The organism is uncultured Brachyspira sp. (assembly GCF_944390595.1).
In the GTDB taxonomy this organism is placed as follows: Bacteria; Spirochaetota; Brachyspiria; order Brachyspirales; family Brachyspiraceae; genus Brachyspira.
Genome location: NZ_CALXRN010000030.1, coordinates 1 through 15,268, shown reverse-complemented (window position 1 = coordinate 15,268; position 15,268 = coordinate 1). Strand labels below are relative to the sequence as shown.

17 protein-coding genes are annotated in these 15,268 nt (G+C 28.3%); 4 read left to right on the top strand and 13 right to left on the bottom strand.

Annotated features, from left to right (window positions below; translation table 11 throughout):
• The 4 genes from argJ to hisF form a co-directional block, all read right to left on the bottom strand.
• Positions 1–1,088, bottom strand: a 1,088-nt coding sequence (argJ, locus tag Q0J90_RS01690; protein WP_297276259.1) for a bifunctional ornithine acetyltransferase/N-acetylglutamate synthase, incomplete at its 3' end; no start/stop codon positions are given.
• A complete protein-coding gene (locus tag Q0J90_RS01685) occupies positions 1,081–1,590 on the bottom strand; it encodes a hypothetical protein (protein ID WP_297276258.1) in 510 nt (169 codons plus the stop codon). The genes Q0J90_RS01685 and argJ, both read right to left, overlap by 8 nt.
• Positions 1,591–1,655: 65 nt before the next feature.
• Positions 1,656–2,024 carry a DNA primase gene (locus Q0J90_RS01680; RefSeq protein WP_297276257.1) on the bottom strand — a complete coding sequence of 123 codons (369 nt, stop codon included), beginning with the start codon at positions 2,022–2,024 and terminating at the stop codon, positions 1,656–1,658.
• Between the two features lie 122 nt (positions 2,025–2,146).
• Positions 2,147–2,902 carry an imidazole glycerol phosphate synthase subunit HisF gene (gene hisF / locus Q0J90_RS01675; protein ID WP_297276256.1) on the bottom strand — a complete coding sequence of 252 codons (756 nt, stop codon included), beginning with the start codon at positions 2,900–2,902 and terminating at the stop codon, positions 2,147–2,149.
• Between the two features lie 148 nt (positions 2,903–3,050).
• On the opposite strand from hisF, the gene Q0J90_RS01670 reads away from it, so the two are divergent.
• On the top strand, positions 3,051–4,439 hold the full coding sequence (locus Q0J90_RS01670; RefSeq protein ID WP_297276260.1) for an MATE family efflux transporter: 1,389 nt from the start codon (positions 3,051–3,053) through the stop codon (positions 4,437–4,439).
• Between the two features lie 24 nt (positions 4,440–4,463).
• On the opposite strand, the gene Q0J90_RS01665 is transcribed toward Q0J90_RS01670, so the two are convergent.
• The 9 genes from Q0J90_RS01665 to Q0J90_RS01625 form a co-directional block, all read right to left on the bottom strand.
• On the bottom strand, positions 4,464–5,240 hold the full coding sequence (locus tag Q0J90_RS01665) for an FkbM family methyltransferase (protein WP_297276255.1): 777 nt from the start codon (positions 5,238–5,240) through the stop codon (positions 4,464–4,466).
• Positions 5,241–5,466: 226 nt separating this feature from the next.
• Positions 5,467–6,633 carry an aminotransferase class I/II-fold pyridoxal phosphate-dependent enzyme gene (locus tag Q0J90_RS01660; RefSeq protein ID WP_297276254.1) on the bottom strand — a complete coding sequence of 389 codons (1,167 nt, stop codon included), beginning with the start codon at positions 6,631–6,633 and terminating at the stop codon, positions 5,467–5,469.
• A 24-nt stretch (positions 6,634–6,657) separates the two neighbouring features.
• A complete protein-coding gene (locus Q0J90_RS01655; RefSeq protein ID WP_297276253.1) occupies positions 6,658–7,473 on the bottom strand; it encodes a MetQ/NlpA family ABC transporter substrate-binding protein in 816 nt (271 codons plus the stop codon).
• 36 nt (positions 7,474–7,509) lie between these two features.
• On the bottom strand, positions 7,510–8,313 hold the full coding sequence (locus Q0J90_RS01650; protein ID WP_297276252.1) for a MetQ/NlpA family ABC transporter substrate-binding protein: 804 nt from the start codon (positions 8,311–8,313) through the stop codon (positions 7,510–7,512).
• Positions 8,314–8,345: 32 nt separating this feature from the next.
• The gene (locus Q0J90_RS01645) at positions 8,346–9,149 is read right to left on the bottom strand and encodes a MetQ/NlpA family ABC transporter substrate-binding protein (RefSeq protein WP_297276251.1); all 804 of its coding nucleotides are present in this window, start codon (positions 9,147–9,149) and stop codon (positions 8,346–8,348) included.
• 135 nt (positions 9,150–9,284) lie between these two features.
• Complete coding sequence (locus Q0J90_RS01640; RefSeq protein WP_297276250.1) at positions 9,285–10,085, bottom strand: MetQ/NlpA family ABC transporter substrate-binding protein; 801 nt, start codon at positions 10,083–10,085, stop codon at positions 9,285–9,287.
• Positions 10,086–10,102: 17 nt separating this feature from the next.
• Entirely contained in the window at positions 10,103–11,056 is a 954-nt protein-coding gene (locus Q0J90_RS01635) for an L-lactate dehydrogenase (protein WP_297276249.1), read from the bottom strand.
• 31 nt (positions 11,057–11,087) lie between these two features.
• Positions 11,088–11,768, bottom strand: a complete 681-nt coding sequence (locus Q0J90_RS01630; protein ID WP_028331057.1) for a methionine ABC transporter permease — start codon at positions 11,766–11,768, stop codon at positions 11,088–11,090.
• Positions 11,749–12,801: a methionine ABC transporter ATP-binding protein gene (locus tag Q0J90_RS01625; protein WP_297276248.1), complete on the bottom strand. Its 1,053-nt coding sequence runs from the start codon at positions 12,799–12,801 to the stop codon at positions 11,749–11,751. The genes Q0J90_RS01630 and Q0J90_RS01625 overlap by 20 nt, the downstream gene beginning before the upstream one ends.
• Before the next feature lie 452 nt (positions 12,802–13,253).
• On the opposite strand from Q0J90_RS01625, the gene serS reads away from it, so the two are divergent.
• From serS to Q0J90_RS01610, 3 genes are all read left to right on the top strand, one after another.
• Positions 13,254–14,534 carry a serine--tRNA ligase gene (gene serS / locus Q0J90_RS01620; RefSeq protein ID WP_297276247.1) on the top strand — a complete coding sequence of 427 codons (1,281 nt, stop codon included), beginning with the start codon at positions 13,254–13,256 and terminating at the stop codon, positions 14,532–14,534.
• Positions 14,534–14,860 carry a TfoX/Sxy family protein gene (locus Q0J90_RS01615; RefSeq protein ID WP_297276246.1) on the top strand — a complete coding sequence of 109 codons (327 nt, stop codon included), beginning with the start codon at positions 14,534–14,536 and terminating at the stop codon, positions 14,858–14,860. The genes serS and Q0J90_RS01615 overlap by 1 nt, the downstream gene beginning before the upstream one ends.
• A 77-nt stretch (positions 14,861–14,937) precedes the next feature.
• A partial coding sequence (locus Q0J90_RS01610; RefSeq protein ID WP_297276245.1) for a GDSL-type esterase/lipase family protein occupies positions 14,938–15,268 on the top strand: 331 nt, incomplete at its 3' end.

The following is a 15,268-nucleotide window of genomic DNA, read 5'->3' as shown; positions in this document are numbered from 1 at the left end:
ATATAATTTTCTTTTTTGTCTTTATTGATATATTCTTTAAGTTTTTTAATATTTACTTCGTTTTTATTTACTTTACCATTTTTGTATATTTCTATATCATTAACATATAAAGATACATTATTAATATTAATATTTATATTTCCCAAAACAGAAAGTATCTTTTCAAAATTAGGATTTTTTGAAAGAAATAATATTTTAACTAAATTTGAAGTAGCTATAGCATGAGCAGCATTGAAAGCGTCTTTTTGATTTTTAGCTCTTTTTACAGAAACTATAATTGTTTTAGTTATACCCTCTCCGTCTAGTATTATCATTTTAGCCAAATATGCACATATCTCATCCAATTTATTTTTGAAATCTTTAAATAGTTTTTTGTTTCCTTCAGTTACAGCCTTATTATTAAGTGCACCATTTGCCATAATAACAGCCATATCATTAGTTGAAGTTTCACCATCTATTGATATTCTATTAAATGTTTTATTTATAGATTCTCTAAATGCCTTATTTAAAGCAGATTTCTCAATATTTAAATCTGTAAATATAAAAAGCAAAATAGTAGCCATATTAGGATGCACTATTGAACTTCCTTTAGCAACAGCATAAAATCTTGCCGTTTTACCGGACACATCCAATTCCGTAGAATATATTTTATTAAATTTATCTCTAGTTTGAATGGCTCTTGCAATATTATCAAAACTATTATTTAAAGAATATTTAGCTTCATCAATGCCATTCTTAATTTTTTGAGTATCTAACTCTTCTCCAATAATACCTGTAGATGCCATTAATATGCTGTCTCTTTTAATATTAAAAGCATCAGATGCATATTTAGCTATATCAATAACATCATCTAATCCTTTTTTTCCAGTTAAAGAATTAGCAATTTTACTATTTACTATCAATAAATTTATTTTGTTTTTATCATTTTTTTTTGAAAAAATAATTGGAGCAGCTTTAAAAGTATTTTTAGTATATAAAGCAGATACTATACTTGGAGGATCACTTTTTATAACTGCAAGATCATAATCATTATTTTTAAGTCCGGATTTTACAGTGGCGGATGAAAAACCCAGAGGTATATCATACATTAAACAAATCCTCCTCTTCAGGATCTGCATCATCTTCTATTTTCTTTATTTTCTTATTTTCATAATTAATTCTTTTACGTACAAAAAATCTAGAACTTTTTCCATTCTGTCTCTCCTGTATAATTCCAAAAGTTCCAGAACCTAAATAAACTATTTTATCTTCATCTTCCATTTCTGAACTATTATTATCTCTAATTTCATTTAAAATACATTCAAAATGTGCTAACTCTCCTGTAGCATTATGTCTTATGGCTTCTTCTATAATATAGATAGGCTCATTACAAACAGGACACAAAGGCCTTTCAACATCTTCCTTCATACGCCTTTTTAGATAGCTCTTTTCATATTCTTCTATGCTTTTTTCTTGATATTTATTATTGTTATGATATTTTTTTTTATTATAGAAATTATTTTTATTTTTTTTATTATTATAGTTGTTACTATAGAATTTTTTACCGCTGTTATTTTCTTTACTAAATTTTTTGAATTTTTTTTCTGACATCAAACCGCCTTTTAATATAAAGCAATACTATTAATAAATAATAATATTGCTTTATATAAAACTAATTATTTATCATAATCATCATCATAATCGTCATAATCATCATCATCGAAATCGTCGTCATCATCATAGTCATCATCGAAATCATCATCAAAATCATCTAAATCATCATCATCGTCGTCATCATCATAGTCATCATCGAAATCATCATAGTCATCGTCATAATCTTCGTCTTCATCGTCATAGTCATCATAGTCAAAGTCGTCTTCGTCATCGAAATCATCATCATCGTCGAAGTCGTCTTCGTCGTCATAATCTTCATCATAGTCATCGTCATAATCTTCATCAAAATCATCATCATCATCAAACTTAGCAAAATAGCCGTTTAATATGTTTAATTCATCTAATAAAAAAAGAGATTTGAATCTTTCCATTACATTTACTCCATAATTCATAATTTTAAAGCTATAATAATATATAAGTTTTTTTTGTCAAGTATAAATATACAATTTTTATATTAAACATTATACTCAAAATCAAATGTATTAATATACAGTTATAATCTTACATTAATATTATTATCATGCAAATATTTCTTCAATTTTTTTATTTCTATCTCTTTAAAATGGAATATAGAAGCAGCAAGTCCGGCATCTACACCATTAACTTGAAATACATCTTTAAAATGTTCCATATTTCCAGCACCTCCGGATGCAATTAACGGTATTGATACATTTTGAGCAATTTCTCTAAGTAATTCTATATCAAAGCCATTTTTAACCCCATCAGTATCTATACTATTTATTACAAGCTCTCCTGCCCCATTTTTTTCTCCATTTATAGCCCATTCAATAGCATCAATATTGGTATCTTCACGTCCTCCTTTAGCAAACACCGAATATTTACCATTAACTCTCTTTATATCAATAGAAAGAACAACGCATTGATTTCCATATTTTTCAGCAGCTTCACGTATTAAATTAGGATTTTTTATAGCTCCAGAATTTACACTAACTTTATCAGCACCGGATTTAAGTACTATATCAAAATCTTTTATGCTGTTTATACCGCCTCCAACTGTAAGAGGAATAAATATTTCTTTTGCCACCTTTTCAAGTACATTTACAAATAAACTTCTATCCTCATAAGAAGCTGTAATATCATAAAATACAAGCTCATCAGCCAAAGAATTATTATAGTATTTGGCAAGTTCTACAGGGTCATCTACATCTTTAAGTCCTTCAAAATTTGTACCCTTTACAACTCTGCCGTCTCTAACATCTAAGCATGGTATAATTCTTTTTGTTATCATTACAGAAACACCTAATTAAATTTATAAAAATTATACAGTAAAATAAATATTTCGTAAAGTATATTGTCAAAATTACATTCTTGAAAAATAAATAAAATAAAATATACTTAAAAATAAATTTTATATATTTTCTCGGATGTATTATATGATAAATAATGATAAAGTAACTTCAAATCCTCTATATTATGAAAAACCATATAAACTTCTTTTTAAATATGCCACCCCAAGTATTATTTCAATGCTTGTAGGCTCTTTATATAATATAGTAGATCAAATATTTATAGGACGAGGAGTTGGAATAAACGGCAATGCTGCAACAAATGTGGCTTTTCCTCTTACAATTATATGTATGTCTATAGCATTATTTCACGGATTTGGAAGTGCTTCATTTTATAGTATACTATTAGGACAAGGAAACAATAAAAAAGCTGCAAAAATTATAGGAAATACAATAGTATCAGTTCTTATATTCGGTTTGGTATTTACTATAGTAGTAAAACTTTTTAATAAAAACTTTATGATAATGTTCGGTTCAACAAAAGAAGTTTTACAATACTCAGTAGAATACACAAATATAACAGCATTCGGATTCATACCTTTTATATTTTCTACTATGATGAGTCATATAATAAGAGCAGACGGAAGCCCTCAGTATTCCATGATGTCCGTACTTGCAGGCGCCATAGTAAATACTATATTAGACCCTATATTAATATTTAATTTTGATATGGGTATGTCAGGTGCTGCTCTTGCCACTATAATAGGACAATTTATTTCTTTTATAATAGTTGTGAGGTACTTATTCAAGTTTAAACATATAACCTTTGAAAAAGATAACTTTATAGTAGATCCAAAAAATATATTAAAAGTATTTTCATTAGGATCATCATCAGGTTTTAATCAATTAGCTATGATGGCAGTTCAAATTACAATGAATAATGTGCTTAGTTATTACGGTACTCAGTCTGTATACGGAGGAAATATACCTCTGGCAGTTGCAGGAATTATTGCCAAAATTAATATGCTTGTTATGGCTTTTATAATAGGTTCATCTCAAGGCAGTCAGCCTATAATAGGATTCAATTACGGAGCAAAAAATTATGACAGAGTTATAAGCACATACCGTCTTACTATAACAATTACTACAATAATGGCATTTACAGCATTTCTTTTATTTCAAATATTTCCAAGACAAATTGTAGGAATATTCGGAGACGGAAGCGATTTATATTTCCGATTTGCTGAGGAGTATATGAGAATATATATGGCACTTATGGTAATAAATGGTATTCAGCCGGTAACAGGTACATTCTTTACTTCTTTGGGTAAAGCATTTAAAGGGGCATTTATATCTATGACAAGACAGATAATATTTCTGCTTCCTCTTATAATAATACTTCCAAGAATATTAGGTATAGACGGAGTAATGTATGCGGGACCTGTTGCTGACGGAGCTGCTTTAATTGTTACTGTTATAATGGTAAGCCGTGAAATAAAGAATATAAAAAAATTAAAAGAAAATAATTTACTTAACTAAAAATAGAATTTATATACCAATATTTTAAAACCAATCAAGATATATATTTCTTATGTTATTTAATTCTATCAATTTTTTTATTTTTTGCATTCGTTCTTCTCCATTTTCTAAAAATCTCTCATGTGTTTCCACAAAAATATATCCTATATAATTATATAATTGCTCATTTATTATATCTTCCAATACATTAAATTCTTCACCTTCTATATCTATTTTTACTAAATAGATAAAATTATATTTTGTCAATATTTCATTTTTTAAAAAATTCGAAAATTTAATAGATTCTATTTCTACATAACTGTCACTCATTTTATAAGACATAGTAAAACCTTGATCATTAATATAATTATTGCCTGAAGTGAAAAACTTTACTTTTTCATTTTTATTTGATACGGCATTATTATATATATGAATATTTTTAGAATTTTTATATCTTTTTGAAAGATGATTATACAATGATACATTAGGTTCAAAAGAATAACATATACCTTTTTGAATATCAACTAATCTAGTAAAAAGTCCCATATTAGCACCACAATCTACACATACATCATTTTCCTTTATATCCAATAATATGTGACGGTATTCTTTTTTTGTATGTAAATGCTCCATTATAGAATTCAAAATAGCTATAGAATTACTGTCTATTAATATTTCCGACAAATTTTTAATATTGTTATCTATATTGTATATTTTTGTAAATATTTCTCTAATAGTATCTCTTAAATTTTTAAATGGAATCCACCATACTATTTTATTTATTCTTTTCTCTATTTTTTCAAAATCAATATTTTCATACATTATTATACCCCGATAAATAAATAAAGACTATATATGATAATAGTTGAATTATAGAGTTTGGTTTGGTTTGGTTTGGTTTGGTTTGGTTTGGTTTGGTTTGGTTTGTAAAAGTTTACAACGATTATTCATATAAATATTATAACATATTTTTTATATAATGCAAGTATACATATAGATAGCATAGAGACTTTGTATCCCTATGCTATTTATATACATAATAAATATATTATTTTTTCATTTTAGATTTAATATCAGCAAGCCTGTCTAAAGCCTTTTTAACCGTATCTTCTTTCTTAGAGAAATGGAAACGTATCAAGTTATTAGTAGGCTCTTTAAAGAAAGATGAACCAGGAACAGCACCTACTCCTACCTTTTTAGCCAAATCATAACAGAAATCCATATCGCTGTCATAACCAAACTCGCTTATATCAACCATAACATAATATGCTCCTTGAGGCTCAGTAAATTTTAAATCTAAATTTCTTAATCCGTCTAAAAACATATCACGCATTTTAGTATATTTTTCCTGCAATTCATCATAATAAGAATAAGGAAGTTTTAATCCCTCAACAGCAGCTTCCTGCAATGGAGCCACAGCACCTACTGTTAAAAAGTCATGTATCTTTTTAGCAGCATCAATAACATGCTTAGGACCTATTATATATCCAAGTCTCCATCCTGTTATATGATAAGTTTTTGAAAGCGAACTGCAGCATACTGTTCTTTCAAACATATCAGGCAAAGAAGACATATATATATGCTTATGAGGCTTATAAACTATATGTTCATACACCTCATCTGTAATAACATAAGCATTATACTTTTTGGCAAGCGAAGCAATTATTTCTAATTCTTCTCTAGTGAAAACCTTACCGGAAGGATTAGAAGGATTGCATAAAATCAAAGCCTTAGCATTTTGCTTGAATGCATCTTCCAATTCATTAGCATCAAAATTAAAATCCGGCTGTTTCAATGGTACAAATATAGGATCCGCACCGGAAAGTATAGCATCAATGGCATAATTCTCATAATAAGGAGAAAATACAACCACTTTATCTCTAGGATTGCATACAGCCATCATTGCCGCCATCATAGCTTCTGTACTTCCGCATGTAACAACAACATTATCTGTTGAATTGATATTATTTAATCCCATAAAATGCTTTTGTTTTTCTATTAAAGCATCTCTAAATTTCTGAGATCCCCAAGTAACAGCATATTGATGAGGTCCTTCATTAGCAACTTCTATTAATCTGTCAGTTATTACCTTAGGAGGATCAAAATCAGGAAAGCCTTGAGATAAATTAACAGCATCATACTCTAAGCATACCCTTGTCATCCTTCTTATAACAGAATCTACAAATATTTTCGTTCTTTCGCTTAAATCTAACATAGAATTTCCTAATAAAAACAGCTATTATTTCCAAGTAGGAAGATAAGAACCTAAAAAGTTTTCATTATAAACTTTTTCAACTATTTCAGATTGATAAGCAGCTACAACTTTTTTGTATAATTCATTATCTTTATCTTTAGTTCTTGCAGCTATTAAATTAACAAAAGATTTTCCGCTGTAAATAGAAGGGTCATCTTTGAATATATAATCAGAACCAGGATTCAAGCCGAAATCTATAGCATAATTTCCGTTTATAACAGCACAAGCAACATCAGGAAGAACACCGTAAATAGCACCTGCGTCCATTTCAACTATTTCGATATTTAAAGGATTTTCTATTATATCGCTTACACTAGGAGTATCTCCTGCCTCAGGTTTTACCTTAATAATTCCTGCAGCCTGAAGAACTTTTAAAGCTCTTCCGCCGTTAGAAGGATCATTAGGTATAGCTATTTTATCTCCTTTTTTTAATTCTTTTACATCAGTAATATTAGTAGAATAAATATTCATAGCAGATATATAAGTGTCAGCTATAGCAGTTAAATCATATCCTTTGTTAGATACTTCATCATTAAAATATGCATAATGCTGAAAAGCATTCAAATCTATTTCACCATCATTTAATGCCTGGTTAGGTATAGTATAATCTGAAAAAGATACTAACTCTACTTTTATTCCTTCTTCTGCTAATTTTGTAACTATAGGATCCCAAATTTGATAATCAGACTCTCCTGCAAAACCAACTTTAACAACCTGCATATCTTTTTTTGCATTTCCTCCGCATGCTAATATTGATAGAGATAATATCGCAGCAGATATTAATAATAGAATTTTTTTCATTGTTTTTCTCCTTAAAATTAATTTATTATTTTTTTATTATTTCCAAGTAGGTAAATAAGCACCTTTAAAATCCTCAGCATATACTTTTTCAACTTCAGCTGATTGATATGCTGAAACTATTTTTTTATATAATTCATTGTCTTTATCTGCAGTTCTTGCCGCTATTAAATTATAAAAAGAATTTCCTTCATAAATGGAAGGATCATCTCTCAATATATAATCAGCTCCAGGATTAAGTCCGAAATCTATAGCATAATTACAGTTAATAACAGCACAGGCAACATCTGGAAGAAGGCTGTATATACTTCCAGCATCAACTTCTACAAACTCTATATTAAGATTATTTTCTGTTATATCATTCATGCTTGGAGAATCTCCTGCCTCAGGATTTATTTTTATAAGTCCTGCTGCCTCTAATACTTTTAATGCTCTTCCTCCATTTGCAGGATCATTAGGTATAGCAATCTTATCTCCATTTTTTACCTGATTTACATTTGTTATATTTTTTGAATATATATTCATAGCAGAAATAAAAGTAGTGCCTATTGCAGTTAAATCATAATTTTTTGTTTCTAATTCATTATTGAAATATGCAAAGTGCTGAAAAGCATTTAAATCTATTTCCCCGTCGTTTAATGCCTGATTAGGAAGAGTATAATCTGCGAAAGAAATTAATTCTACTGTAATACCTTCTTTTGCAAGCTTCTCTATGACAGGCTTCCATATAGTTCTATCTGATTCTCCTACATGTCCTATTTTAACAACAGTATTTTTCTGTGCATTATTAGAGCATGATAAGAAAAATAATATTGATATAAAAATTAATAATATTTTTTTCATTTTAATTTTCTCCATTTTTTATTTTTTATAAATTAATCAACCATTATTAGGCCTTCAATATTTCCATTTCTTATTTCATCATACATCATTTCTTTATAAGAACTTGCTATTTTTTTGTAAACTTCATTATTTTCATCTTCAAGTCTTGCCGCAACTACATTAACATACATATCAGATTCATATTTGCTTGGATCATCAACATATAAAATATTTTCATCATGAAAATCAAAACTTAAACTATAATTAACAATAGCAGCATCAACATCATCAATAATAGAATATATTTCGTTTGCTTTTATAGGAATCAACTCTAATTTTAAGAAATTTTCAATTATATCCTTTTCTTCATAATTATAATCTTTTTTCTCATTCTTCTTTAATTTTATAAATCCAATAGAATCTAATATTTTTAAAGCTCTTGAAAAATTGATATAATCGTCTGGTACAGCAATCTTAGCACCTGAAGAAATTTGAGCAGCATTAGTTAAATTTCTTGAATACATATTCATAGAAGCTATAAAGGTTTTTTCTATTACGCTTAAACAATAATCGTTTTTATTAGTTTCATTTACAAGATATGCATAATTTTGAAAATTATTTATATCTATATATTCATCATTCAATGCTCTATTTATTTCAGAATAGTCAGAAAAATTTATTAATTCTAATGTTATATTTTCTTCTTCTAGTTTTCTAGATATAGATTTCCATATATATGAATCAAATTCTCCAATATGACCTATTTTAACATGAACTACATTATTATCATTATTAGAACAGCTGGTAAAACATAACAAAATAGTAATTAAAAATATTAAGAATAACTTTCTATACATGTAATTTCTCCAATTATAAAAATTAAGATATTATATTAATATATTCCGATAAATATTTATTTAGAAATCAAAATCATACAAATATCTATAATAAATCAAGTATCATTAATTAATAATTGTATTAAGAAAAATAAATTACTCCCATACGGCTATATAAGCACCCTTAAAATCTTTGCTATATATATTTTTAACTTCTTCTGATTGATAAGCATTAACTATTTTTTTATATATTTCATTATCTTTATCTTCTGTTCTAGCTGCTATTATATTAATATAATTTTTATCAGCATAATTTGAAGGATTATCCTTAAATATAGAATCTTTATCCGGATTAAGACCGAAGTTTAAAGCAAAGTTGCAATTAATAACAGCACAGGCAACATCAGGAAGAAGGCTGTATATACTTCCGGCATCAACTTCAACTATTTCTATATTTAAAGGATTTTCAGATATATCTTTTAACTCCGGATTTGCAATATTTTTATCTTTAAGTTTTATCAAACCGGCAGCTTCTAATACTTTTAAAGCTCTTCCTCCATTTGAAGGATCATTAGGTATAGCTACTTTATCACCCTCTTTAACTTCATTTACATTAGATATATTTTGAGAATATATATTCATAGCAGCCAAGCATGTATCAGCTATAGCTGTTAATTGATATCCTTTAGTTTCAACTTCATTATTAAAAAAAGCATAATGCTGAAAATTATTCAAATCTATATCTCCGTCATTTAAAGCCTGATTAGGAAGAAGATAATCTCCAAAAGATACCAATTCTATTTGTATATTATCACTTGCCACTTGTTTAATAACCTCTTCCCAAATTACTCTGTCAGATTCACCTATATATCCAACCTTTACCAAATTAACATCTTTATTTCCAGATGAACATGCTGTGAAAAATATCAAACTCAAAAATAAAATTATATTCTTCATTATTATCCCCTAAAAAATCACATATTTAAAGCCAATTCATAATTCTTTTTCATTACACTGCAAGACTCATCAAATAGTTTTTTCTCATCATCATTCATTTTTATTTCTATTATCTCTTCAACTCCGTTTCTTCCAAGCACAGCAGGAACAGAAGCATAAACATCATTTTGTCCGTATTCTCCATTCAAATATACTGAAACAGGAAGAACTCTATGTTCATCGCAAAGTATAGCACGTGCAACTTCAGCTAAAGAAGCACCTATTCCAAACTCAGTAGAACCTTTTCCTCCTAAAACATCCCATCCGCCTCTTCTTCCTTTAGCTGCTAATTCAGTTAAATCAAGCTTAGAATATTTTTCTTTTTCTTTCATAAGCTCGAATAAAGATTTACCTGCTATTGTTACAGCTGACCAAGGAACCATTTGACTTTCTCCATGCTCACCCAAAGCATAAGCATATATAGATCTTTGATCAACATTAATTGCCTCTGATATAGCTCTTCTTAATCTTGCTGAATCAAGTGTTGTGCTTGTAGATATTATTCTCTTAGCATCATAATTCAATTTATTTTGCAAATAATGAGTAATAACATCAGCAGGATTTGATATATTAATTATTATACCGGCAAATTTTGTATTCTTTATTTTACCTACTATATCTTTCATAACTTCAATAGTAGCACCCAATGTATCCATTCTAGTTTGATTCATATTAGGCAAAGGACCTGCACATACAACCATTATATCAGCATCATCAATATCTTTATAAGTTCCGGATTTAACTTCCACTCTATGAGGAAGATAAACTGTAGAATCAAATATATCCAAAGCCTGAGAAAATGCCTTTTTTTCATCTATATCAATATAAACTATCTCTTCAACCAATCCCTGTGAAGCCAAAGCATAACCTGCATGCGAACCAACATGGCCTGCTCCTATTAAAACGACTTTTCTTCTTTTTATAGTATTCATAAACAAAATTCCTTTAATAAAAAATTTTAAATTAATGTGTAGCTTTTTTTACTACAAAATTACCTAAAGCCTGTATAATACCAACTAATATAACTAATAGTATTACAGACACGTATATAATATCTAATTTATTTCTATAATATCCTGACTGTATAGCATAAGTTCCAAGTCCGCCTGCACCTACAGCACCAGCCATAGCGGTAAGCCCTATCAAACTGATTGCAGTTATTGTAGTTCCTCTAGCTATAGGAGCAATACTTTCTTTTAAATACACTCTAAAAATAATAGATATAGGAGACGATCCCATGGACTGGGCTGCCTCTACCAATCCGTAATTAACTTCGGATAATGCACTTTCAATCTGTCTTGCAAAAAACGGAACTGTACCGAATATTAATGGTATAATAGCTCCTTTTACACCAATAGCAGTACCCATTATAAATCTTGTAAGAGGTACTAGCATAGCAAGCAAGATAATAAATGGTATGGCTCTGAAAAAGTTAATAACTTTGCTTAAAACCTCATACACCAATACATTTTCCATTATACCGAATCTTTTTGTCACTATAAGCAATACTCCCAAAAAACCGCCTATAAAAAACGATATTATTCCTGAATAAAAAAGCATAATAAATGTCTGTATTATACTTTGATAAAGTCTAGGCAAATCAGCCATTACATTAGGTATTAATTTATTGAGTAATTCTAGCATCGGATATCACCTCTATATCAACATTTTGTTCTTTTAAAAAGTCTATGGCTTTTGTTATTCCGTCTTTTTCTTTTTCATGCATGATAACAACAAGTCCGCCAAGAAGACTGTCATCTATAAGTTCTATATTACCGAATATTATATTAGCATCAACATTGAATTTTCTTGAAATATGAGATACTAAAGCCTCGGCAACACTTTCTTTTTTATATTTAAGCCTTACTATACATTCTCCGCTGTTTAATTTTGTTATATTATTTCCATCTTCAACAAGCGAATATATTTTTGATATGTTTGAAGTAGTATCTATAAAATCCTGAGTTATTCTATTTTTAGGATTAGAAAACACTTCAAATATATCGCCTTCTTCTATCAAGTCTCCTTTATTCATAACAGCTACTCTATTGCATAACTCTTTTACAACATTCATTTCATGTGTTATTACAACTATAGTAAGTCCGAACTGTTCATTTAACTTCTTTAATAATTTCAAAATAGAAGAAGTTGTTTGAGGATCCAAAGCACTAGTAGCTTCATCGCATAATAATATCTGCGGATCATTTGCCAATGCTCTTGCAATTGCAACCCTCTGCTTCTGACCGCCGCTTAGCTGAGAAGGATAAACATAAGCCTTATCTTTTATATCAACTAATTCCAATAAAGACATAACTTTTTTTTCTATTTCTTCTTTTGAAAAACCGCGGTATCTCAAAGCATAAGCAACATTTTTAAATACTGTTCTGGAAGCAAATAAATTGAATTGCTGAAATATCATTCCTATTTTTTTTCTTTTCTGTCTTAATTCTCTTTGAGGTAAAGATGTCAGCTCAACACCATCCAAATAAACCTTGCCTGAAGTAGGTCTTTCTAATAAATTTATACATCTTACAAGAGTAGATTTACCAGCCCCAGAAAACCCTATTATTCCGTATATCTCGCCTTTTTCTATTTTAAGAGATACATTATTTACTGCATTAAGCTGCTTATTCTTTGCAGTTTTAAATACTTTGCTTACATTCTCTAAAATTATCATTAATTATCCTAATTATTGTTTTGTAATTTTTAACGAGAATATATTTTCTAATAAAAAAGTATATTTCGTCATTATATAATTAAAAAGATATCTGTCAACTATTTATAGTTTAAAAATAAAAAAGCCGCCAATACTTGACGGCTGAAACTACAAAATAAAAATAAATTATACTTCACAGCCATCTATACTGCATACCATAGTCATTTGCATTGATTTGCAAAGCATATTTATTACAATCATTAAAAAGTTCACAAATAAATCCTAAAATATAATTGTATACATAATACACTATTATAAATAATTGTCAATAGTAATTATATTAGTTTGTATATATAATTATAAATTTTAATTATTTTGAAAATAGTATAAACTAGTAAAATTTATCAAAATACAATTTACTATTTTTAAATAAGTAGTATAATTTGTAGAAATTTTATTTAAGGATTTTTATTATGATAGATGTTAAATTAATAAGAGAAAATATTGAATTAGTAGAAGAAAATTTAAGAAAAAGAAGAAGCAAGGTATCTTTAGACAAATTAAAATCATTAGAACATGAAAGATTAAATTTATTAAAAGAAGTTGAACAGGACAGAGCTAAAAAAAATGAATCTTCAAAAAAAATAGGCGAATGTATGAAAGCCGGAAATAAAGAAGAGGCAGAAAAAATAAAAGAAGAAATGAAAAATTTCACAGAATCCTTAAATAAAAAAGAAGAAAAATTATCTGAACTTGAAGAATCGGTTAATAATGAAATACTTTATTTACCTAACATGCTTTCTGAAGATGTGCCTGACGGAGATGATGAGCATGCTAATAAAGAAATAATCAGATGGGGTGAGCCTCGCAAATTTGATTTTGAAGTGAAAGACCATATTGATGTAGCTTTAGGACTTGATATACTTGATATAGAAAGAGCAGTAAGAATGGCAAGAACTCGTTTTTCACTTATGAAAGGAAAAGGTGCTGCATTAGAAAGAGCATTGATTAACTTTATGTTAAAAAAACATACCACAGAGCATGGTTATACAGAATATGTGCCACCAATGCTTGTTAATGGAAGAACTATGACAGGTACTGGTCAGCTTCCAAAGTTTGAAGAGGATTTATTTAAAACTACAGATGATCCTGCTTTATATTTAATACCTACTGCAGAAGTTCCTCTTACAAATATATACAGAGAAGAAATCATACCTGAAAACATGCTTCCTTTATATTGTACTGCTTATACTCCTTGTTTCCGTTCTGAAGCTGGTTCTTATGGTAAGGATATGAGAGGCTTAATAAGACAGCATCAATTTGATAAAGTTGAGCTTGTAAAAATATGTGCTGCTGACAAATCTAAAGAAGAGCATGAAAAAATGCTTAAAGATGCTGAAAGTATTTTGCAGGCATTAGAATTACCTTACAGAGTAGTAGTTCTTTCTTCCGGAGATATAGGAAATGCTGCTTATAAAACTTTTGATATAGAAGTTTGGCTTCCTTCACAAAACACTTACAGAGAAATTTCAAGTGTAAGCAACTGCTGGGATTATCAGGCAAGAAGAATGCAGATGAGAACTAGAAGAAACGGCAAAACTGAATTAGTACATACATTAAACGGTTCCGGTATTGCTGTTGGAAGAACTTGGATTGCTATACTTGAAAATTATCAGCAGGCAGACGGAAGCGTTATTATACCAGAGGCTTTAAGACCATTTACTGGTTTTGATAAAATAGAAAAGGTTAATTAATGCCGTCCAATAAAGAGTTTCTTAATACAGTATTAGATAAATTGGATTCTTTAGATGGTATTGATTATAAGTCTATGATGGGAGAATATATAATCTATTATAAAAATAAAATAATAGCCTATGTATGCGATAATCATCTTTTTATAAAGCCTACTGATAAGGCAAAAACTTTAATAAAGGATTATATATTAAAGCCGCCTTATGAAAATGCTAAAGATATGATATTTATAGAAGATATAAATAAATATGATAATGATTTCTTTGAGTATTTATTCAAAGAGATTTATGATGAGCTTCCTTCTATAAAGAAAAAAGCTAAAAAGTAAAAAATAAATAAAAACATTAAAGTGCAGATCTTAAATAAGATTTGCACTTTTTTATTATAATTAAAGGAAATAATATAATGAAAAATATAATTTGCTTAGGCGACAGTACAACTTACGGATACATGGTAAACAGAAAAAATATATGGACTTCTATTTTAAATGATAAATTTAAAGAAGACAATAAAGACATAATATTTATTAACAAAGGTATTAACGGAGATATGATATCAGGCATGCTTGCACGTTTTGATATTGACTGCATAAAAGAAAATCCTAATTCTGTTATATTAATGGGCGGAGTTAATGATATATTTACTTACAAATCTTTAGAAAAAATAGAAGAATCATTTATAAATATAATAAATAAATCCAATGAAAATAATATTGAAATTATAGCTTTTACACCTA